At 72.2% G+C, this 21,841-nt stretch carries 15 protein-coding genes and 2 pseudogenes; 10 read left to right on the plus strand and 7 right to left on the minus strand.

Going from position 1 to position 21,841, the window contains the following annotated elements:
• Window positions 1-85: 85 nt before the first annotated feature.
• Both AB0M43_RS15465 and acs read right to left on the minus strand, forming a co-directional pair.
• Window positions 86-1,819 carry a bifunctional metallophosphatase/5'-nucleotidase gene (locus tag AB0M43_RS15465; protein ID WP_363724989.1) on the minus strand — a complete coding sequence of 578 codons (1,734 nt, stop codon included), beginning with the start codon at window positions 1,817-1,819 and terminating at the stop codon, window positions 86-88.
• A 115-nt stretch (window positions 1,820-1,934) separates the two neighbouring features.
• Window positions 1,935-3,866, minus strand: coding sequence for an acetate--CoA ligase (gene acs, locus AB0M43_RS15470; RefSeq protein ID WP_363724991.1), 1,932 nt, complete (start codon window positions 3,864-3,866; stop codon window positions 1,935-1,937).
• Window positions 3,867-4,135: 269 nt separating this feature from the next.
• On the opposite strand from acs, the gene AB0M43_RS15475 reads away from it, so the two are divergent.
• Window positions 4,136-4,888 (plus strand): oxidoreductase, encoded by a 753-nt coding sequence (locus tag AB0M43_RS15475; protein ID WP_363724993.1) that lies wholly within the window; start codon window positions 4,136-4,138, stop codon window positions 4,886-4,888.
• A gap of 101 nt (window positions 4,889-4,989) precedes the next feature.
• Here the strand turns inward: AB0M43_RS15475 and AB0M43_RS15480 are convergent, their stop codons facing one another.
• Together AB0M43_RS15480 and AB0M43_RS15485 are read right to left on the minus strand one after the other, a co-directional pair.
• Entirely contained in the window at window positions 4,990-5,745 is a 756-nt protein-coding gene (locus AB0M43_RS15480) for a hypothetical protein (protein WP_363724995.1), read from the minus strand.
• 58 nt (window positions 5,746-5,803) lie between these two features.
• Window positions 5,804-6,646: a DUF1932 domain-containing protein gene (locus tag AB0M43_RS15485; protein WP_363724997.1), complete on the minus strand. Its 843-nt coding sequence runs from the start codon at window positions 6,644-6,646 to the stop codon at window positions 5,804-5,806.
• A 405-nt stretch (window positions 6,647-7,051) separates the two neighbouring features.
• On the opposite strand from AB0M43_RS15485, the gene AB0M43_RS15490 reads away from it, so the two are divergent.
• Both AB0M43_RS15490 and AB0M43_RS15495 read left to right on the plus strand, forming a co-directional pair.
• Window positions 7,052-8,764 (plus strand): glycoside hydrolase family 35 protein, encoded by a 1,713-nt coding sequence (locus AB0M43_RS15490; RefSeq protein ID WP_363724998.1) that lies wholly within the window; start codon window positions 7,052-7,054, stop codon window positions 8,762-8,764.
• A complete protein-coding gene (locus AB0M43_RS15495) occupies window positions 8,761-9,942 on the plus strand; it encodes an alpha-L-fucosidase (protein WP_363724999.1) in 1,182 nt (393 codons plus the stop codon). The genes AB0M43_RS15490 and AB0M43_RS15495 overlap by 4 nt, the downstream gene beginning before the upstream one ends.
• Before the next feature lie 197 nt (window positions 9,943-10,139).
• Here the strand turns inward: AB0M43_RS15495 and AB0M43_RS15500 are convergent, their stop codons facing one another.
• Window positions 10,140-11,126: a LacI family DNA-binding transcriptional regulator gene (locus AB0M43_RS15500; RefSeq protein WP_363725001.1), complete on the minus strand. Its 987-nt coding sequence runs from the start codon at window positions 11,124-11,126 to the stop codon at window positions 10,140-10,142.
• A 189-nt stretch (window positions 11,127-11,315) separates the two neighbouring features.
• Window positions 11,316-12,119: an HAD-IB family hydrolase gene (locus AB0M43_RS15505; protein WP_363725003.1), complete on the minus strand. Its 804-nt coding sequence runs from the start codon at window positions 12,117-12,119 to the stop codon at window positions 11,316-11,318.
• A gap of 1,095 nt (window positions 12,120-13,214) precedes the next feature.
• Between AB0M43_RS15505 and ssd the strand changes: the two genes are divergently transcribed.
• From ssd to AB0M43_RS15540, 7 genes and pseudogenes are all read left to right on the plus strand, one after another.
• Window positions 13,215-14,255: a septum site-determining protein Ssd gene (gene ssd / locus AB0M43_RS15510; RefSeq protein WP_363725004.1), complete on the plus strand. Its 1,041-nt coding sequence runs from the start codon at window positions 13,215-13,217 to the stop codon at window positions 14,253-14,255.
• Window positions 14,256-14,737: 482 nt separating this feature from the next.
• Window positions 14,738-15,784: pseudogene (locus AB0M43_RS15515) on the plus strand (TadA family conjugal transfer-associated ATPase); the annotation flags it as partial.
• Between the two features lie 734 nt (window positions 15,785-16,518).
• Window positions 16,519-17,223, plus strand: coding sequence for a type II secretion system F family protein (locus AB0M43_RS15520; RefSeq protein ID WP_363725006.1), 705 nt, complete (start codon window positions 16,519-16,521; stop codon window positions 17,221-17,223).
• Complete coding sequence (locus AB0M43_RS15525; RefSeq protein WP_363725008.1) at window positions 17,210-17,878, plus strand: type II secretion system F family protein; 669 nt, start codon at window positions 17,210-17,212, stop codon at window positions 17,876-17,878. The genes AB0M43_RS15520 and AB0M43_RS15525 overlap by 14 nt, the downstream gene beginning before the upstream one ends.
• Window positions 17,879-17,889: 11 nt before the next feature.
• Window positions 17,890-18,069 carry a DUF4244 domain-containing protein gene (locus AB0M43_RS15530; protein WP_363725010.1) on the plus strand — a complete coding sequence of 60 codons (180 nt, stop codon included), beginning with the start codon at window positions 17,890-17,892 and terminating at the stop codon, window positions 18,067-18,069.
• On the plus strand, window positions 18,066-18,443 hold the full coding sequence (locus AB0M43_RS15535) for a TadE family type IV pilus minor pilin (RefSeq protein WP_363725012.1): 378 nt from the start codon (window positions 18,066-18,068) through the stop codon (window positions 18,441-18,443). The genes AB0M43_RS15530 and AB0M43_RS15535 overlap by 4 nt, the downstream gene beginning before the upstream one ends.
• 227 nt (window positions 18,444-18,670) lie before the next feature.
• A pseudogene (locus AB0M43_RS15540) lies at window positions 18,671-18,910 on the plus strand (Rv3654c family TadE-like protein); the annotation flags it as partial.
• A gap of 104 nt (window positions 18,911-19,014) precedes the next feature.
• Here the strand turns inward: AB0M43_RS15540 and AB0M43_RS15545 are convergent.
• Window positions 19,015-21,840, minus strand: a complete 2,826-nt coding sequence (locus AB0M43_RS15545) for a DEAD/DEAH box helicase (RefSeq protein ID WP_363725014.1) — start codon at window positions 21,838-21,840, stop codon at window positions 19,015-19,017.
• Between the last annotated feature and the right edge of the window lies 1 nt (window position 21,841).

The following is a 21,841-nucleotide window of genomic DNA, read 5'->3' on the forward strand; positions in this document are numbered from 1 at the left end:
ATTAAGGAAGCGCAGCCATTGCATAACGCTTGTGTTACATGACGATGCCCCGGAAACGATCTTCCGGGGCATCGACGAAAAGGGTTTATTGGAACGTGATCCGGTTCGCGGCCGGAACCGGGTAGGGAATCGACGGCGTCGAGTGCGCGGCCAGGTAGTCGGCGAACGAGTCGATGTCCAGCTGGCCCACGAGCTTGTCGGTGCCCTTGGCCAGCTCGGGGAAGCCGTCACCGCCGTCCGCGAGGAAGGAGTTGATCGTCACCCGGTAGGTGGCGGCGGGGTCCAGCGGCACCCCGTTCAGGCGCACGTCGGACACCGTCGACAGGCCGGTCACGGTGTAGGTGAAACCGGCCGAGACCTGCAGAACCTTTTTCGCGGTACCGGCGTTGGCGCCCGTGAACTGCTGGTTGAGCACGGTGACGACCTGCGCCCCGGTCAGGCTCACGGTGTCCACGAAGTTGTTGAACGGCTGCACCGCGAACGCCTCGCCGTAGGTCACGACGCCGGCGCCCTCGGCACCCGACTGCGCGAAGACCAGGTCGGTCCGAATGCCGCCCGGATTCATCAATGCGATCTGCGCGCCGCCCTTGTCCGGGGCGGAAGTCGACGCCAGTTGCGCGTCGGCGATCAGGTCGCCGAGAGGAGACTCCACGGTGGAGGTACCCGCCCGCTTGATATCGCCGGCAATGTAGCCGAGATTCCGGTTCGCGATCGGCGCGACCAGCACCTTGTACTTGTCCACCAGCGCCTTGGCCTTGGCGTCCTTCTCGACGTCGCGGGTCACGACCTTGTTCTGCGCGGCCACCTGGACGATGTCGTTCTTGTCCAGGTCGAACTTCAGCCGCACGTCGGTGTACTCGCGCCCGAACGAGCCCGCGCTCGTCACCATGCGAGGCCGGCCCATCGGGTCGGGGATCGAGCAGGCGTAGGAGGAGTGGGTGTGCCCGGTGACGACCAGGTCGACCGAGGGGCTCAGCTTCTTCGAGATGTCCACGATCGGACCGCTCAGGCCGAGGTTGCCGCCCGCGTTGCAGTCGTAGTTGTACACGTTGCTGGCGGGCAGGCCACCCTCGTGCAGCAGTACCACGATGGCCATGACGCCCTTGAGCCGCAGCTCGCTGACGTAGTGGTTGGCGGTGACGACCTCGTCGGTGAACGACAGGCCGGCGACACCGGACTTGGTGACGATGTCCGGGGTGCCGCGCAGGGTCATGCCGATGAAGCCGACCTTGGCGCCGTTGCCGAAGTCCTTGACCCAGTAGGGCGGCAGGACGGTCTTCTTGGCCTTGGTGTCGATGACGTTCGCGGCCAGGTACTGGAACGCCGCGCCCTGGAACGGGGCGGCCGGGTCGGCACAGCCGTCGACGGCGTGACAGCCGCCGTTCTGGAGCCGGAGCAGTTCGGCCGCGCCCTCGTCGAACTCGTGGTTGCCGACGGCCGTGGCCTCCAGGCCGAGGTCGCCGAGCGCGTCCACCGTGGGCTCGTCGTGGAACGCGGCCGACAGCAGCGGGCTCGCGCCGACCAGGTCGCCGGCCCCGACGGTGGTGGTGTTGGGGTTGCCCACCCGGGCGTTCTTCAGGTGCGTGGCCAGGTACTCCACACCACCGGCGTCGACCGTGATGTCCTTGCCGGCGGCGTCCTTGCCGGTCACCACCCGGCCGGAGGAGCCGGCGGGCGGCTCGAGGTTGCCGTGAAAGTCGTTGATCGCGAGGATCTGCAGGTCAGCGAGGTCGTGGGGCCGACCCGCGGTGGCGGGCTGCGCCGCGAGCATGCCGGCGGCGAGGGCCACCGCTGTCGTCGCGAGGAGGAGTCGCTTCATGTCCGGCAGCATAGGACGTGCGGCCTACCGACGGGTAAACATCGGTAGGCCGCCGAACTGCATTACGCCCCGGACGCATTCACCGCCTTGACACGGCCCGCGTCGGGTCGAGCTGTCAGTCCTCGTCCTTGCTGGACTGCATCCCCGAGGAGATCAGGGACATGATGGACGAATCCTGCAAAGTGGTGACATCGCCCAGAGTGCGGTTCTCCGCGACGTCCCGCAGCAGCCGGCGCATGATCTTCCCGGACCGGGTCTTCGGCAGCTCCGGCACGATCATGATCTGGCGCGGCTTGCAGATCGGGCCGAGCGTCTTGGCCACGTGGTCGCGCAGGACGGCCACGTCGCCCTCGACGCCGCCGCGCAGGATCACGAACGCCACGATGGCCTGACCGGTCGTCGGATCGGTCGCGCCCACCACCGCCGCCTCGGCGACGTCCGGGTGGCTGACCAGCGCGGACTCCACCTCGGTCGTCGAGATGTTGTGCCCGGACACGAGCATCACGTCGTCCACCCGGCCGAGCAGCCAGATGTTGCCGTCCTCGTCCTTCTTGGCCCCGTCACCCGCGAAGTACATGTTCGGGAACCGGGACCAGTACGTGTCCAGGAAGCGCGCGTCGTCGCCCCAGATCGTCCGGAGCATCGACGGCCACGGCTCGCGGAGCACCAGGTAGCCACCGCCGCCGTTCGGCACGGACTCGCCCTGGTCGTCCACGACGTCGGCGGCGATCCCCGGCAGCGGGGACATGGCCGAACCCGGCTTGGTGTGGGTCACGCCCGGCAGCGGGGAGAGCATGATCGCGCCGGTCTCCGTCTGCCACCAGGTGTCGACGATCGGACAGTTGTCCGCGCCGATGTGTTCCCGGTACCACATCCAGGCCTCGGGGTTGATCGGCTCGCCCACGCTGCCGAGCAACCGCAGCGAGGACAGGTCGAACCCGGCCGGGATGTCGTCGCCCCACTTCATGAACGTCCGGATCGCGGTGGGCGCCGTGTAGAGGATGGTGACCTTGTACTTCTGCACGAGCTCCCAGAACCGGCCCCGGTGCGGGGTGTCCGGCGTGCCCTCGTACATCACCTGGGTCGCGCCGTTGGAGAGCGGGCCGTACACGATGTAGGAGTGCCCGGTGACCCAGCCGATGTCCGCCGTGCACCAGAAGACATCGGTCTCCGGCTTCAGGTCGAAGACGGCGTGATGGGTGTACGACGCCTGCGTCAGGTAGCCGCCCGTGGTGTGCAGGATGCCCTTCGGCTTGGCCGTGGTCCCCGACGTGTACAGGATGAACAGCGGGTTCTCCGAGTCGAACGCCCGCGCGGTGTGCTCGGCGGACGCCTTGCCGACCGCCTCGTGCCACCAGAGGTCCTTGTCCGTCCAGGCGACCTCCTGCCCGGTCCGGCGCACGACCAGCACGTTCTGCACCCCGGGGCACAGGGCGACGGCCTCGTCCACGGTCGGCTTCAGCGCGCTGGCCGCACCCCGGCGGTACCCGCCGTCGGCCGTGATCACGAGCTTGGCGTCCTGGTCGGAGATCCGGCCCGACAGCGCGTCGACCGAGAACCCGCCGAACACCACGCTGTGCGTCGCGCCGATCCGCGCCGTGGCCAGCATCGCGACGGCGGCCTCGGGGATCATCGGCATGTAGATCGCGACCCGGTCGCCCTGGACGACGCCCAGGTCGGTCAGCGCGTTGGCGGCCTGCTTGACCTCGGTGAGCAGGTCGGCGTAGGTGATGGTGCGGGTGTCGCCCGGCTCGCCCTCCCAGTGGATGGCGACCCGGTCACCGAGGCCGGCCTCGACGTGCCGGTCCAGACAGTTGTAGGCCACGTTGAGTTCGCCGCCGACGAACCACTTGGCGAACGGCGGGTTCGACCAGTCCAGGGTCTGGTCCCAGTCCTTCGCCCACGACAGGCGGCGGGCCTGGGTCTCCCAGAACGCCAACCGGTCTGAGGGCTGCGCGTCGCTCGTGACATTGGCGTTCGCCGCCAGCTCGGCCGGCGGGGCGAAACGCCGCGTTTCGGACAGCAGGTTCTCGAGTGCGTCGCTCATCTTCTTGGCCGCTCCTTGTGTGATCCCGGGCTCAGCTTCAACATAGCGTGCTCGGCCTGCTCGATAAATGTTCGGTCAGGCCAGTTTTCGAAACCAATCGAGCAGGAGAGTGGGGACTTGTGCCTGTATTGGCGGTCCGCGCACCGATACGGACCGCCCGCCAGTCTCGGACGTCGACCGGGCCTCCGGGGAGAACGGCGCGCCCGGTGAGCCGAAAGGCCGGCCTGGCGCGGTGAGTGGCGGGAGAACCGGTGGGTAACCTCGGCGGCATGACGCTCGCCCCACTGCTCGACCTCGCCGACATCGCCGACGCGCTGGGCGGGGCACGCGCCTCCTTCGACACCGCGCTCCGACACCGGGCCCTGCGCAAACAGGGCGGCCAGGTGGCCGTCGAGGCCGGGCTGCGGACGGCACGGGCGAGCGCGGCGCTCCAGGGGCACGCGTACGACCTGGACGAACTCCGGGCCGGCACCGCCGTCGACCCCGTGGTGCAGGGCGCGTTGCGGGTGTCGCAGGCGCTGGAGGGGCTGGTGCCGAGCTGGACCCGGGCGCCGCGCCAGGTGCTGGCCAAGCTGCACGTACTCGCCGGCCGGGGGATCGTGCCGGACGCGGAGCTGGGGCGGCCGGGTGGGGCTCTCGCAGGTGGGGCTCCCGGTGTCGTGGAGGCCGGGGTGCAGGCGCGGCTCGACGGGCTCGTCCAGCTCGTCACCGGCAAGGAGGACACGCTGCTGCTCGCGGCCGTCGTGCACGGGGAGCTGCTGGCGCTGGGGGCCTTCGGGCAGGTCAACGGGGTGGTGGCCCGGGCGGCGGCGCGGCTGACGCTGATCGCGGGCGGGTTCGACCTGCGCGGGCTGCTGCCGGTGGACGTGGGGCACCTGGACCGCGAGCCGGAGTACCTGGGGGCGCAGGCGACCTTCGCGACCGGTACCCCCGACGGGTTGCGGTCCTGGTTGAAGCACTACGCGGCGGCGGTGACCCGGGCCGCCGAGGAGACCACGGCTATCTGCGACGGGCTGGTCTGAGCCGGGAGCCGTGACCGGGGAGTCCGTGCGTGACCTGCCCTGACCGCGCGCCCGGTCGCGCCGGACCAGCCTGAGGGAGGCTGGCCCGACGCGGGACGCCACTACTGCGGCGGGGCGGCCGGCGGCGGGTGGGCGGCCGGCTGGGCCGGGGGCTGCGGGGGGACGTAGCCCGCCTGGGACGGGACGAAGCCCGGCTGCTGGGGCGGGACGGCTCCGGGCTGGGCCGGCGGGGCGTAACCCGGCGGGGCGTAACCCTGCGGGGCCGGGTAGCCCTGCTGGGGCTGCGGCGCGTGACCGGGCTGGCCCTGCGGTGCGTAGCCGGGCTGACCCTGGGGGGTCTGCGGCGCGTAGCCGGGCTGAGCCTGCGGGGCGTAGCCGGGCTGGGCCGGGTATCCGGGCTGGGCCTGACCCGGCTGGCCGTAACCCTGCTGGGGCGCGTAACCGGCAGGAGCGCCGGGCTGCGGCGCGTAGCCCGCCGGGGCACCGGGCTGGTTCGGGTGACCCGGGGCCGGCGGGAGGAAGCCCGGGGCCGGGTAACCCTGCGGCGCGACGGGCGGCGGCAGGAGGTGCAGGTTCTGGTTCACCTTCCGCTGGGCGAACTTCGCCTTGATCGCGCTGCCCGCGAGCAGGAACGGCAGGATCGCCACGTAGAAGCTGATGATGATCCAGCCGCCGAACAGGAAGACGAACCCGGCCCAGAGCAGGACGACGAGACCCGCGAGCGAGCCGCCGATCTGCCAGCCGCGCGACTGCGTGTTCAGCAGCGAGGTGATGATCAGCGCGAGGCCGCCCACCATGTACAGGATCAGGACGAAGTTACCGAACCCGTTGTCGAGGTCGATGGTGGCAAGGGGCATGGACGTGTGCTTTCGCTGGAGGGTGTGGGAACAGCCAGCGGAACACTAGAGGACCAGGTCAACGTCCGGGCAACAACCCGGCGACGATCTCGGACGCGGGCATGGTCCCGTCGACCGACTCCGGGTCGCCCTGGGCGAGCGGGCCGGCGGCGATATCCCGCCAGATCGCGGCGATCGCGGCGAACAGGGCGGGGGACAGCCCGGCGCCGGACTGGGTGGCGGCGATCTCGTGCATCTCCCCGACGTACCGGTGGGCCTTCGTCGCCGCCCGGGCCACGTCCGACGGCTTCTTCGGGACGTTGCGCCCGACGTCGGCCAGGAACGCGTCCAGCACCCCGTGGTGCTCGGCGGTGACCATCGCCTGGGCCCAGAGCGCGGCCATTCCCTTGTAGACGCTCGCGGTGCACATCTTCAGGGCGCTCGCCGTGCCGACCTCGTCGCCCAGCGCGAGCGGCACCACGCCGGTCCACGGCAGGGCGAGGACCTCGCCGACCCGGGGCCCGGAGAAATACAGCTGGGTACCGTCGGCGACGCTCGGCGGGCCGCCCGAGATCGAGCCGTCGACCAGGTCGAGGCCACCGAGTTCGGACTGCACGGCCGTGAGGGTCACCGGGGAGACGGCGTTCATGTCCACGACCAGCGGCCGGGCCCCCGTGCGCTGGGCGGCGGCGGCGATCTCGGCGGCGGCGGCGACCGCCTCGGCCGGCGGGGTGACGACGAGCAGCACGTCGGAGGCGGTCACGACGGCGTCGAGGTCGGGGAGGAGTTCGAGGTCGCGGGCGAGCCGGGCGGTGCGGGCCGAGCGGCCGGCGACGGTGGCGACCACGCGCTCGCCGCCGCGCGCGAGGGAGAATCCGAGCCCGGAACCCATGTGGCCGGGGCTGACGATACCGACAGTCATGCCCACAAGCCTATGTCGGTGGCGCCACCGCCTCGTACCCGTCGGAGGGGTTTGGGGTGGAAACGGAGGGACGGCGCTCCAACAGTCTGGAGCGCCGTCTCAAAACCGCACGTCCGGCCAGGTGATCATGCGTGCACCTTGTCTCGTCGAACCAGGACCCGTGCTGCTGTCCTGGGCGACGCGCCTTCCCGCGGCTGGTCGCGCGTGGGTGCCCGGTGGCCGTGCGGCGGAGCTCATATCTTGCTGGTGAAACGGGGTTCATCACATGAGATCCGCTATAACCTTTGTACCCCGGTTCTCCCCAGCCCGCTAGGGATTCGAGGCAACCTGTGACGGCTGGGGTTCATGGGACCGGCTTCTGGGACCGGCTGGCACGTCACCCCGACATCGGGTAGGAACTTGCGTATGTCGTTCGTCGTCACGCCCCAGGGTTTCGAGCTGCGCGGTGCGCCCTTCCGGGTGCTCTCCGGTGCCGTGCACTACTTCCGCAGCCTGCCCGAACAGTGGCCGGCCCGGCTGCGGATGCTGCGCGCCATGGGCCTCAACACCGTCGAGACGTACGTGGCGTGGAACTACCACGAGCCCGTCGCCGGTGTCGTGGAACGGCTCGACCACCTGGCGAAGTTCCTCGACGACGCGGCCGAGGCGGGGCTGTACGCGATCGTCCGCCCGGGGCCGTACATCTGCGCGGAGTGGGAGAACGGCGGGCTGCCGGCCTGGCTGACCGGTTCGGGCGTGCCGCTGCGGTGCCATGACAAGCGGTTCCTGGCCCCGGTGGACCGGTTCTTCGACGCGCTGCTCCCGCTCGTGGTGCAGCGGCAGGTCACGCGCGGCGGCAACGTGCTGATGGTGCAGGTCGAGAACGAGTACGGCTCGTACGGCTCGGACCAGGAGTACCTGCGGTACCTCGCGGACGGGCTGCTCGCCCGGGGCGTGGACGTACCCCTCTTCACCTCGGACGGACCCGAGGACCACATGCTCACCGGTGGCTCCGTGCCGGGCATCCTGGCCACGGTCAACTTCGGCTCGGACCCCAGGGCCGCGTTCGAGACGCTGAAGCGGCACCGGCCCGACGACCCGCCGATGTGCATGGAGTTCTGGAACGGCTGGTTCGACCACTGGGGCGACGAGCACGTCACCCGGTCGGCTGAGGACGCGGCGGCCACGTTGGAGGAGATGCTGGCCCTCGGCGGGTCGGTCAACTTCTACATGGCGCACGGCGGCACCAACTTCGGCACCTGGGCCGGGGCGAACCGGGGCGGCACCTACCACGACGGGGACTACCAGCCGACCGTCACGTCCTACGACTACGACGCGCCGATCGACGAGCGGGGCGCGCCGACGGAGAAGTTCTGGGCCTTCCGGGCGGTGCTCGCGAAGTACAACCCGGACATTCCCGAGCCGGAGCCGCTGCCGCCGGTGCTGACCCCCCGGACCGTCGCGCTCGGCGAGCCGACCTCGTGGCGGAGTCTGATTCGCGACGGTGTCAGAAGTCCGATGCCGGCGAGCTACGAGGACCTCGGACTCGTGCACGGCCTCGTGCTGTACCGCGCGGAGCTGCCCGGCCCGCGCCAGCCCTATCCGCTGATCATCGACGGGATCGCCGACCGCGCGCACGTGTTTGTGGACGGTCAATTCCGGGCAACCCTGGAACGTGGCGGGACTAACACCATCGATGACGTTCCCGGTCCGGCGACCGTGGAGGTGCTCGTCGAGTCCCTGGGCCGGGTCAACTACGGGCCGCACGTCGGGGAGACCAAGGGCATCCGGGCGCTGCGGCACGAGCGGCAGTACGTGCACGGGGTGACGGCGTACCCGTTGAACTGGGAAGACGTGCCCTGGGGCTCGGGTGTCGAGGGCGCGGGGCCGGTGTTCACCCGAGGGGTGTTGAAGATCGACGAGCCTCTCGACGGGTACCTCTCCGTCCCCGGTGGACTGCGTGGGTATGTATGGGTAAACGGCTTCTGTCTGGGTAGGTACAACGCGGTGGGGCCGCAGCGCACGCTGTACCTTCCCGCGCCGGTCCTGCGTTCTGGGCCGAATGACGTCGTTGTGTTGGAGCTTGATGGTGTGGCACAGTCCGCTGTGTCCATCGATGGGGAGGCAGGTCTGGGGTGAAGGCGAGCGCTCGGGGTCTGCAGTGGTTTCAGGATGCCCGTTTTGGGTTATTCGTCCACTGGGGTCTGTATGCGCTCGTGGGGCGCGGCGAATGGCACATGTTCAACGACAGAGTGCCCGCCGACCGGTACCGCAGCCTGGCCGACCACTTCTACGGCGGCGAGTGGGACGCCAACCGTCTCGCCGACCTCGCCCTCGACGCGGGCCAGCGCTACATCACCGTGACCGCCCGGCACCACGACGGCTTCTCGCTCTTCGACACCCAGGTGTCCGACTTCAAGATCACGAAGACGCCGTTCGGCCGTGACCTGCTCGCCGAGCTCGCCGACGCCTGCCGCGACCGGGGCCTCGGCCTCGGCGTCTACCTGTCCCTGGTCGACTGGTCGCACCCCGGCTACCGCGACTGGCAGAACAACGGCTCCTGGCACTCCTTCCGGGAGTACCTGTTCGGCCAGGTCAAAGAGGTCTGCACCCAGTACGGGCCCCTCGTGCAGCTCTGGCTCGACGGCGACTGGCCCGGCGCGCGGCTGTCCCGGGACCACCCCGACTGGTTCGCCGGCCGCGCCGACTACCACTACCCCGAGCTGTACGCGGCCGTGCACAACGCGCAGCCCGACGCCGTCATCGTCAACAACCGGCACTCCACCCTGCTGCCCGGCGAGGACATCCAGTGCTTCGAGCAGGAGGTCAACCCGGCGCTCGCCAGCGACGCCCCCGCCGAGACCTGCATGTCCATGGACGCCAGCTGGGGCTTCATGCCGCACGACCCGCTGCGCCGCAGCGCCGGCCAGCTCACCGCGCGCCTGGCCCGCGCCGCCGGCTACGGCTCGAACCTGCTGCTCAACGTCGGGCCCACCCAGTCCGGCAACATCCCCGACCACCAGATCAGCCGGCTGCGCGGGGTCGGCGAATGGCTGGTCACCCACGGCGAGGCCATCTACGGCACCCGGGTCGGCTTCAGCTCCGGACAGGGCTGGACCTCCACCCGGCGCGACGGCGCGGACTACATCATCGTGACGTCCTCGGCGACCGAGCTGACCGTGCCGCTGCCCGAGCCGGACCGGTTCCCGTGGACCGAGGCGATCGGCACCCGGGTCCGCGGCTCCGAGGTACGCGACGGGCAGTTGCGGATCAGCATGAATCCGGGGGACTTTCCGGCCGTGGTGAAGCTGACGTAGGTCGGCCCGGGGCCCGGCTCCGGGCGGTGGGCCCGGTCGGTGGGCCCGGTCGGTGGGCGGTGGGCGGTGGGCGGCGGGCTCAAGGTCCGCTCGCCGTGTGCCCGGCTCGCGCTGAAGCCGTCGATCCGTCGGCCCTCAGGTTGGTCGGCTCAGCCCGCCGGTCGGTCGACGTCGCGGCCGGGGAGCGTGCCGGTCCGTCAGCCTGTCGGGTCCGTGCTGCCCCGGACGACCAGCTCCGCCGGTACCCCTATCGTCTGGGGTTGGTCCTCGGTCAGGGCCAGGGTCAGCGCCCGGGCGCCCATCTCCACCAGCGGCAGCCGCACCGTCGTCAACGGCGGCGACAGGTCCCGCACCGACGGCACGTCCCCGAACCCGGCGACCCACACGTCCTCCGGGATCCGCAGCCCCCGGTCGCGCAGCCCGGTGCAGAACCCGGTCGCCATCACGTCCGACATCACGAACGCCGCGGTCGTGCCGGCCGGGATCGCCTGCGCCGCGCGGTAACCGCCGTCCCGGCTGAAGTCGGCCTCCACCAGGAACTCCTCCCGCCGGCCCAGCCCCGCCCGGAAGCCGTGCAGCCGGTCGCGCACCGTCTGCAACCGCGCCGGTCCGGCCACGACCGCCACCGACGCGCGACCCCGGAAGTGCCGGCCCACCGCCGCGCCGCCGCCCGTGTTGTCCGGGCAGAGCGTGTGCGCCGGCAGCCCCGGCTGACCCACGCACGCCGCCCGGCCGCCGACCGCCGTGAACTGCTCGATCTCGTCGGCCAGCCGCGCCTCGCCGGCCTCCGCCGTGGTCCGGCTGCCGACCAGGATCGCCGCCCGGGCCCGCTGGCCGCGCAGTGCCGCGAGATGCGTCGTGGCCACGTCCGGGTCCGTGCCGGTGTTGGCGATGACGACCCGCATCTCGTACTCGGCGGCGGCGGTCAGCACCCCCGCCGCGATCAACGAGAAGTACGGATCGGCGATGTCGTGCAGCAGCAGGCCGACCAGCGGGTTGCCGCCCCGGGCCAGCGCCTGGGCCTGGGCGTTCGCGGTGTAGTGCAGGCGGCGGGCCGCGTCGAGCACCCGGGCGCGCAGCTCGGGGCCGACCCGGCGGGCCGAGCCGTTGAGGACGCGGGAGGCGGTGGCGATCGAGACACCGGCCGCCTGCGCGACGTCCTGCAAGGTGGGCTGACGGGTCACCGGGCCACCGTAGCTCGCCCGAGGGGGTGGTGGGTGAGCTGTTGTGGACGGTGGGGTGGAGCGCGCCGGTCAGGCAGGGTGGCGGCGTGCTCCGGGTGGTGTGTGCAGCTCGGGCAGGGTCGCGCCGCGCTTCGGGCGGTGCGTGCAGCTCGGGCAGGGTCGCGCCGCGCCTCGGGCGGTGCGTGCAGCTCAGGCGGCGGTGGCGAGTCTCCGGCGCCGCCGTCCATACCAGAGCGCCGCCGCGCCGCCGATGGCCACGGCGGTGACGGCCATCGCGGCCACCGGGACGGCGGGCTTCTCGCCCAGAACCCTGCGGCGCAACGGGATCGGGTGCCGGAAGGTCAGCACCGGCCAGTCGCGTTCGAGGGCTGTGCGGCGCAGGGCGCGGTCCGGGTTCACCGCTGTCGGATGTCCGACACAGGTCAGGAGGGCGGCGTCGCTGATCGAGTCGGAGTAGGCGTAACACTCGGTGAGGTCATACCCCCGCTGGGCGGCCAGGGCGATCACGGCGGTCGCTTTGTTGGGGCCCGCGGCGTAGAACTCGACCTCGCCCGTGTAGTGACCGTCCGCGACGACCATCCGGGTGGCGATCACGTCCGTCACGCCCAACAGCTCGCCGATCGGCCGCACCATCTCGTCGCCCGAGGCGGAGACGAGCACGATGTCGCGACCCGCCGCGCGATGCTCCGAGATGAGCGTCGCGGCCTCGGCGTAGATGTAAGGGTGAATGAGCTGGTCGAGAGTCTCGGTGACGATCTGTCGGACCTGGTCGGCCCGCCACCCCTTACACAATTGGGCCAGATAATCGCGCATTCGATCCATTTGTTGATCGTCGGCGCCGGCACGCTGATAAACGAGCTGCGTGTACGCAGCCCGGAGGACGTCACTCCGGGTAATCAGGCCGTCGCGGTAGAACGGCCGCCCGAAGGCCAAGGCGCTCGACTTGGCAATGACGGTCTTATCGAGATCGAAGAACGCGGCGCTGCGACCCACGGCCGGAGTTTAGATCCTCCACGCCAACGACGCGATGACCGGGCCGGAATCGGAGGGAGAACAAGGGGCCTCGACTATGTAGGCCAAGTCAGGCATGCTGGTGCATAGTCATAGCCCCCAAACCTTGGCCCCTCGGCGGTCGCACCCCCCGTGACCGCTGAGTCGGTCCGGCTCACCCCCCGGAGCCGGGCCGCACGACGACCCCCGCCACCCCCCGGCGGGGGTCGTCCATTTTGTGGCCTGTCGGGTGCGGCGCTGGGGTTTCGCGGCTGTGGTGGGGCCTGTGCGGTGGTCTTTCGCGGCCGGTCCGGTGGTCGTTCCCGGGGCAGCTGGTTGTTCCCCCTGGTCAGGGTGTGGTCGCTCTGTGTCGTCATTTTGATTGTGCCCATGAGTGGCCGGGGAATGTCAGCGGGAACTCAGTCGGAAATCCATCGAACGAATGGCCAAGTCGAGGGGTACCGAATCGCGGATGAATTCCATTGCCGGAAAGTCGGTGGTGGAAATTTCTGGTGTGGTTATTGGGGGGTGGTGGGGGGTTCGGGGGTGTTGGTGGGGGTGGGTGGGGTGGTGCTTGGGTGGTGGCTTGGTAACGGGTGGTCAGGGTGGGGTGGGGGCGGGGTGTCGTGCCGGGGGCGCGTGGGCTGGGTGTGGGGAGGGCTGTGCCGCTGTAGACCGTGCCGTGCCGGGGCGGTGGGCTAGGCGTTCGGTCGTTCGGTCGTTCGGTGATCTGGTGGCCTCGGGGCGGGCCTGGGTGCTTGGTGTGCTGCCGCGACCGGTGCCCAGGACCCAGCCGTGCTCGGTGCTCAGCTGTGCCCAGTGCCCAGTGCCCAGTGCCGGGTGCCGGGTGTCGGATGCCTGGTGTGCCGTGTGCCGTGTGCCGTGTGCCTTGTGCCTTGTGGCGGGGCCTGGTGGCCCGGGCTGGCTTGGCGGCTTCTTGCGTGGGCTTTCATGCGGCTTTTTGTGCGGTGGGCGTCCCGCCAGCGCGGATAGCGCCGGAGTTATCCACAGGGTGGGTGGTTATCCACAGGCTGTGCACAACCTGCTCGGTCCGGCGCGAACGTGGAGCGGTCGTACCCGTCGAGCAGGGAGTCCGCCGTGCAGCATCCCCGATCGCTGATCGTCACCGCCGACCCCCACCTCCTGGATGAGCTGCTCCGCCTCACCGCCCAGGCCGGCATCGTGCCGACGGTCGCGCCCGACCCCGTCGCCGCCCGGCCGCTGTGGGGTGGCGCGCCCCTGGTCATCGTGGGGCCGGACCAGGCGGCGGGCTGTGCCGGGCTGCCGAGCAGACCCCGGGTCGTCCTGGTCGTGGACGCCGAGCCCGACGATCCCCTGTGGGAACTCGCCCAACTCCTCGGCGCCGAGCACGTCGCCGCCCTGCCCGCCGCCGAGCCGTGGCTGATCGAGAAGCTCGGCGTGGCCGAACAGGGCGCCCCGGACGCGCCCGTGATCGGGGTGCTCGGCGGCCGGGGCGGAGCCGGGGCCTCGGTGCTCGCCGCCGGCCTCGCCGTGACCGCCGCCCGCCAGGGCTCCGACGTCCTGCTGGTCGACGCGGACCCGCTGGGTGGCGGCGTGGACCTCGTCCTCGGCTGGGAGGAGGTCGGCGGCCTGCGCTGGCCGGAGCTCACGTCGGGCGAGCTCGGCCCGTTCCTGGAGAAGGGCCGGCTCAGCGTGCTTTCCCAGGACCGGCACGCCGCCGTGGAGGTGTCCCCCGAGCTGATGGCGACGGCGCTGCGCTCCGGGCGTACGGGCTCCGATCTCGTCGTGCTGGACCTGCCGCGCACCCTCGACGACGCCGCCCGGCACGCGCTGGGGCACGCCGACCGGCTGCTGCTGGTCGTACCCGCCGAATTGCGGGCCTGTGCCGCCGCCGCCAAGGTGGTGTCGCACCTCGGCGAGCTCGACGTGCCGGTGGAGCTGATCGTCCGGGGTCCGTCACCGGGGCGGTTGCGGGCCACCGAGATCGCCCGCGCCCTGGGCCTGCCCCTGGCCGGCAGCCTGCGGTCGGAACCCGGCCTGGTCACGGCCCTCGAACGCGGCTCGGCCCCGGCCCACACCGGCAAGGGTCCGCTCGCCGACCTGTGCCGTCAGCTGCTGGCCGATCCGCGCTTCACCACGGCTGGACCGTCGGCGTGAGGCGGCTCATCGGACGGGACGGTGCTGCCCGGCAGCCGGGAGAACCGGCGGCTCGGATGGTCGGGACCGGGGTTCCCACAGGTGGGAAGTCCGTGGGCACGTTGTCCATGGCCGGGCGGGATGTGCCCTGGACTGTGGACACCGCTGGCGGGAGGGCTGTGGGCACGCCGCAGTTCGTAGGGCGTGCCGCACCCCAGGTCGGGGTCTCGGCGGGTGGTGCTGCGGATGCGCGACAGGTTCCGCAGTGGGCCAGTGACTCCGCCGGTGGGGCTGTGGGTGTGCCCGAGGTCGCCGGGCGGGTTGCGTCCGGGGGTTTCGTAGATGGGGGCGCTGTGGGTGTGCCCGGGGGCTTCGTGGGTGGTGCTGTGAGTGCGCCTGGGGGTTTCGTTGGCGGTGGTGCTGTGGGTGCGCCGCAGGTGGTGGGGCGCGCTCCGTCCCGGACTGCGGACTCCGCAGGCGGTAGGGCGGTGCGTGCGTCGCAGGTGGGAGGGCGTGTTGCGTCCGGGGCGGCCGGTCCCGGTTGGGGGCAGGGGGCGGGTGCGTCGAGCCTCGTCGGTCCCCTTGAGGCGTTGCAGCACGACGACCGGATCACCGACATCCTGGTCAACGGGCCGGACGAGGTGTGGGTCGACCGGGGCGCGGGGTTGCTGCGTACCCGGCTGCGGTTCGGGGGGCACGCGGAACTGCGGGCGGTCGCCCAGCGGCTCGCGGCGGCGTGCGGTCGGCGGCTCGACGACGCCAGTCCGTACGTGGACGCCAGGTTGCCCGACGGGACCCGGGTGCACGCGGTGCTGCCGCCGATCGCCCGGCGCGGTCCGTACCTGTCGCTGAGGCTCTTCCGACGACAGGTCTGGGCGCTGCCCGAACTCGTTGCGGCGGACGAGGCGGCCCTGCTGTCGGCGATCGTGGCGGCGCGGCTGGCGTTCGTGGTCACCGGGAGTACCGGATCGGGGAAGACCACCGTCCTCAACGCGCTGCTCGGCGAGGTGCCGCCCACCGAGCGGATCGTCGTCGTGGAGGACTCGGCGGAGTTGCGCCCCGCGCACCCGCACGTGCTGGTCATGGAGGCCCGGACCCCGAACGTCGAGGGCACCGGGGCGGTGACCCTGCGGGATCTGGTTCGCCAGGCGCTCCGGATGCGTCCCGACCGGATCGTCGTCGGCGAGTGTCGCGGACCGGAGGTGGTGGAACTCCTCACCGCGCTGAACACGGGCCACGAGGGCGGCGCGGGGACGCTGCACGCGAACACCCCGGCAGACGTGCCGGCCCGGTTCGAGGCGCTCGCCCTGAGCGGTGGGCTGGATCGGGCCGCTCTGCACGCACAACTCGGTGCCGCGGCGCTGGTCGTGGTCCATCTGCGCAGGTTGGGGGCTCATCGGGTGCTCGACGAGGTGTGTCTGCTTCGGCCGGACGCCGATGGGCTGGTCGTGGCGCTGCGGGTGTGGGGGCGGATCGCCGGGGTCGGGCCGGGGGCCGGGTTGTTGGCCGAGGAACTGGCTGGCAGGGGCGTTCCGGTCCCGGGGCTGCTGCTCGGGGAACACCTGAACAGACCTCTCTCGCTGGTCCCGGATCCCGAGCCGAGCCGACCCGTCGAGCATGACTGGCTTCCTGAACCGAGCCGACCTGCGGAATCGGTCCAGCTTCCGGAGCCGAGCCGAGCTGCCGGGCCTGGCTGGCCTTCGGAGCCGAGTCAACCTGTCGAGCTGGGCAGACTTCCGGAGTCGGGCCGATCTGTCGAGTCGCGTCGGCTTTCTGAACCGAGCAGACCTGCGGAGGCGGGCCGGCTGTCTGAACCGGGCCGACCTGCTGAGTCTGGCTGGCCTCGTGAATCGGGCCGGCATCTTCAGCCGGGCCGGCATTCGGAGGCTGGAGGGCATTCCGAGTCCGGCCAGAACGCCGAGCTGAGCCCGCTGTCCGGGCCGGACGGGCATCGCGGATGGACCAGGCGTGCCGAGCGTGGCTCGCGGTCGGAGCCCGACTCGTTGTCCGAGGCCGACCGGCTTTCCGAGGCTGAGGGGCGTCGCGGGTCGGGCGGGTCCGAGTCGAGTCGACATCGCGGAGCTGGCGGGCATCGCGAGTTCGATCGGCGGCATGACGGGCGGTTCGACCGGTGATCGGCGGGCTGGGGGCGCGGACCGTGCGGCCCCTCGACGGCCGGGGCCGGGGCGGGACGCGTGGGCGGGTGCGTCGGGTGGTGGCCAGGCTGCGGGCGTGGACGCGGCCCGCTGGGACCGTTGGGCGACGTCTCGGACAGGCGCTCGGGGTGGGGATTCTCGCCGCGATCGTGGGGGCTTCGCTCGCGGGGCCGGTGGCGGCGCTGCTCCTCGGTGGGTACACGGCGGTGGGGGCTCGGGCCCTGCTGCACCGGGTGGTCGGCCGGGCGGAGGCGCGGTACCAGCGTCGGGCCCTCGACGTGGTGGTGAGCCTGGCGGCGGATCTCCGGGCCGGCCTGCCCCTGAACGGGGCGCTGGACGTGGCCCGGGAACGGCTCGATGTGCCCCCGAGCGGGGCGTTGGGGACGGCGCGCGACCGGCTAGATGTGCCCTTGGGCGGGGCGTTGGAGACGGCGCGGGAGCGAGGCCTTCGCCGTCAGGTGGCCGAGGTCGGTGGCCCGTTGCCGGCGCTCGGTTCGGTGACGGCGGACGACAGGGTGCGGGCCGCGTGGCGGCTCGCGGAGCGTTCGGGCGCGCCGCTCGCCGACATTCTCGATCTCGTGGTGCTGGACCTCCGCGAGGAGCAGTCCCGGCGCGCGCAGACCAACGCCCAACTGGCCGGGGCCCGCGCCACGATGGGCATCCTCACGGTGCTGCCCGCAGTCGGGCTCGGACTCGGGTACGCGATCGGGGGCGATCCGCTGGCGGTGCTCCTGCACACCTCGTTCGGCGCGGTGTGCGCCGTGCTCACCCTGCTGTTCCAGTCGCTCGGACTGGTCTGGGTCGGTCGGCTGGTGCGCCATGCCTCGGCGTAACTCCTCCCGCGACCGGTTGCGCAGGATCGGCCTGCCGGGGGCTGAGGCCTCGAAGCTGTCGGTACCCGCCCGGTTGGTCGCGGCACTCGGCGCCGGCTCGACGACGGCGCTCCTGGTCGGCGGTTGGCCCGGCGTGGCCCTGGGCGCGGTCGCCGGGGCGGTGGCCGCGCGGGTGGTATCCGGGCTCGAACCGGGCGCGCGGCGGCGGGTCCGGCTCCGGGTCCTGGCCGACGCGCCGTTCGCGGCCGACCTGCTGAGCGCGGTGCTCCGGTCGGGGGCGCCGCCGTCCAGTGCGGCCGGCGCGGTCGGGGCCGTCCTCGGCGGACCCCTGGGCGAAAGGCTCACCCGGACCGCGACGGACCTGCGGGCCGGGCGGCTACCCGCCGACGCCTGGGCACGGGTCGGGGACACGGCACCCGGTGCGCGGATCGCGGCGGCGGCGGTCCGCAGCAGCGAGAGCGGCGGGGCGTTCGCGGTCGGACTCGAACGACTGGCGCTGGAACTCCGGGCGGAACAGAACGCGGCTGCCACGGCGGCGGTCCAGCGGGTCGGAGTGTTCATTGTGCTGCCGCTCGGACTGTGCTTTCTGCCCGCATTCGTACTCGCCGGACTCGCCCCTGTTGTTTTCACGATTTTTGGTCAGTTTCTCCGATGAAAGGAAAAGACATGCGCACAGCTTTTCTCCGGGTACTCCGTCGATTTCGTGGCGATGCGGGAATGACCACCGCGGAATACGCCGTCGGTACGATCGCGGCCGTAGCACTCGCCGGGATGCTGTTGAAGGCCGTCACGTCCGACGGGGTACTCGCGGCGCTGAATGCCCTGATCCAAAAGGCGCTCCAGTGAGGGGCCCCGCGTTCCTGGCGCGCGGCCGTGCGCGGCTGGATGGCGACGCAGGGTCCGCGACCGTCGAACTCGCGGCGTGCCTGCCCGCGATGGTCCTGTTGCTGCTCGCGGGAATGACGGCGGTCATGGCGGTGGTCGGCCAGGTGCGGTGTGTGGACGCCGCGCGGGAGGCCGCGCGCGCTCAGGCCCGGGGATCGGACGGGGTCCTCGCCGGGCGGCGGGCCGCGCCCGAGGCCGCAGTTTCCGTCACGCAGAGTGGGGAATCGGTAAGGGCCCGGGTGGTTCTCGTGGTGCGGCCGTTCGGGCTGCGACTACCCGGGGTCACGGTGAGCGCGGACGCGGTCGCCGCCCGGGAGCCGGGCGAGATCCGGTGACGGCCCGGGACCGTGGGGGCGGCGATGGGCTGCGAGACGCGCTGACCGGCCCGGTCTGCGCTGACCACCCTGAGGTGCGCGGCGGCCATGGTCTTCGTGGTGCGGTGACCGTCCCGATCCGACGGCGAGCCGATGTGCCGCTCCAGGGTCGGCCGGTGGACCTGGGGGCGGTGCTTCGTCAGCGGTTCGGCGAAGGTGCCCGGGAACGCGGATCCGCGTCCATGATCATGCTGGGGATCGGGCTGCTGCTCGCGGTGCTCGGCGGCCTCGGGGCCGTCGTCGGCGCGGCGGTGGTGGCCCGGCACCGGGCGGGCGTGGCGGCGGATCTCGGGGCGCTGGCCGGGGCGCAGCGGGCCGTCGAGGGGCCGGACGCGGCCTGTGCGGCGGCCGGGGCGATCGTCGCCGCGAACAACGCGCGGTTGGTCGGGTGCCGCCTGGACGACCTGGACCTGACCATCACGGCCGAGGTCACTCCGGCACTGGTCGTGCGCCAGGGCCCGGCCCGGGCCACAGCCCGAGCCGGCCCGCTCCGCGACGAAGGTGACACGTCCGCCGACTGCGTCGGGGCAGGTCAGGTGACGGTGGCGAGGGCGGTCAGGACGGTGTCGAGTACCCGGAGAGCGCCCGGTTTGGAGAGGGGGTCGTTGCCGTTGCCGCACTTCGGGGACTGCACGCACGACGGGCACCCCGCCGGGCACTCGCAGGCCTCGATCGCCTTGCGGGTGGCGGTCAACCAGTCGGTGGCCGCCGCGAACGCCCGCTCGGCGAAGCCCGCCCCGCCCTGGTGGCCGTCGTAGACGAACACGGTGGGCAGGTCCGTGTCCTGGTGCCGGGCCGTGGACAGGCCGCCGATGTCCCACCGGTCGCAGGTCGCGATCAGGGGCAGCAGGCCGATCGCGGCGTGCTCGGCGGCGTGCAGGGCGCCGGGCAGGTCCGCCGGTTCGAGGCCGGCCGGGAGGTCGCCCGTGATCGTGTACCAGACGGCCACGGTCCTCAGCTGCCGCTCCGGCAGGTCCAGGGGCCGCTCGTCGATCACCTCGCCGCTGCTCAGCCGCCGGCGCTGGTACGCGACGACCTGGCTGGTCACGTCCACCTCGCCGAGGCTGAGCCGCACGGGGCCGGCGTCGATCGTGGCGTGCGTCTCCAGGATGCGCAGCTCGGTGACGTCGCGGGCGTGGGTGCTCCAGTCGGGCTCCTCGGCGCGGACGAGGGCCGCCCCGTCCTCCAGGTCCAGTTCGTCGACGACGTAGGAGGAGCCCTGGTGCAGGTACACGGCGCCGGGGTGCACCTGGGTGTGGGCCGAGCCGGCGTCGACCGTGCCGAGGAGCCGGCCGGTACCCGTCTCGATCACGGCCACGGGTTCGCCGCCCGTGCCCCGGAGGTCGACGGTCGGGCGGCGGTGGCCGGTCCAGTACCAGCCGGTGGGGCGGCGGCGCAGCAGGCTGTCGCAGAACTCCTCGCTCGCCCCGAACAGGGGGAGGTCCTCCATCGTCAGGGGCAGCTCGGCGGCGGCGCAGCACAGGTGCGGCCCCAGGACGTACGGGTTGCCCGGGTCCAGCACGGTCGCCTCGACGGGCCGGCGGAACAGGGCGTCCGGGTGGTGCACGAGGTACGTGTCGAGCGGGTCGTCGCGGGCCACCATCACGCACAGCGCCTCCTGGCCCGAGCGCCCCGCCCGGCCGGCCTGCTGCCAGAGGGAGGCGAGCGTTCCCGGGTACCCGGTGAGCAGCACCGCGTCGAGGCCCGCGATGTCGACGCCGAGTTCGAGGGCGTTGGTGGCGGCGAGGCCGACGAGTTCGCCGGAGCGGAGGGCCTTCTCCAGGGCGCGCCGCTCCTCGCGCAGGTACCCGGCCCGGTAGGCGGCCACCTGGCCGGTGAGGAAGTCGAGTTCGGCGTCGCGGAGGCCGCGCTTGGCCATGGTGGCGACCAGTTCGGCGCCGCGCCGGGACCTGACGAACGCGAGGGTGCGGACCCCGGCGGCGACCAGGTCGGCGAGGAGGGCGGCGGTCTCCCGGAGCGCGGTCTTGCGGACCGGGGCGCCGTGTTCGCCGATCGCGGGGCTCTCGTCCGTGGGGGAGGGGTCGTCGGTGTGCTCGGGGGGCTCGACGGACCACAACTCCTCCGGATGCCCCTCCTCCGGCCCCGCCCCGGGTTCAGGTCGCCCGTCCGGCCACTGCTCGGCATCCTCGGCCGCGACCCGGGGCGACACGGTGACCGCCTTCGTCACGACCCCGGCCCGGCCCCCGCCCAGCGCTGCCACCGACGCGTGACCCGCCACATCCGGTCCGGCGGCCGAGCCGTGCCCGACGCCGACACTCCCGTCGATCCCAGCCCCAGCCCCAGCCCCAGCGCCAGCCCCGGCACCGGCCTCAGCACCAGCCCCGGCCTTGGCCCCAGCGCCAGCCCTGACCTCGGCCGCAGCACCAGCGCCAGCCCTGACCTCGGCTCCAGCACCGGTCCCGGCCCCGGCCGCAGCACCAGCCCGGGCCGCAGCACCAGCACCAGCCCATGCGGAGGCACCAGCCCCAGTCCCGATCACCGACCCAAGAGCATCACCCGACCCGGCCACATCACCCGGCCGATCCGGACTCGCGCTCTCCCACGGATCCCTCCGCCGCCGACTCAACACCGGCAACAACGGCGGCTCCCACAACGCGAACGTCACCCCCGCCCGGGGCGAGGCGTCATCCGTCACCGCGATCACCGGCAACCCCGTGAGTCGGGAAGCCGACGCTGCCGGGTCGCTGACCGTGGCCGACGCCAGTACGAAGACCGGCTCGGTGCCGTACCGGGCGCACAGCCGCCGCAGCCGCCGGAGCACGTGCGCGACGTGCGAGCCGAACACGCCCCGGTACGTGTGGCACTCGTCGACCACCACGTACTGGAGCCGGCGCAGGAACCCCGCCCACCGGGCGTGCTGGGGCAGCATCCCGTGGTGCAGCATGTCGGGGTTGGTGAGCAGGAGCCGCCCGTGCCGGCGGAGCCAGTCGCGTTCGGCGCGCGGGGTGTCCCCGTCGTACACGGCCGCGGACACGTCGAAGCCGGTCAGGGAGCGCAGCTGGTCGGCGGCGAGGGCCTTGGTGGGGGACAGGTACAGCGCCGTGGCGTTGGTGGTGAGCAGCCGGGAGAGGACGGGCAGCTGGTACGCGAGGCTCTTGCCGGAGGCCGTACCCGTGGCGATCACCACGTGCCGGCCCTCCCAGGCGGCGGTCGCGGCTTCGGCCTGGTGCGCCCAGGGCCGGTCGATCCCCCGGGCGGAGAGGACTGAAAGCACCTCGTCGGGGACGAAATCGGGCCACTGAGCTGGGCGGCCGACCCGGGCGGGCACCCGTTCGACGTGGGTGACGAGGCCGGTGCGTCCGCGCACCAGGCGGGCCAATACGTCAATCGCCGTCACT

Source organism: Longispora sp. NPDC051575 (assembly GCF_040681875.1).
GTDB lineage: Bacteria > Actinomycetota > Actinomycetes > Mycobacteriales > Micromonosporaceae > Longispora.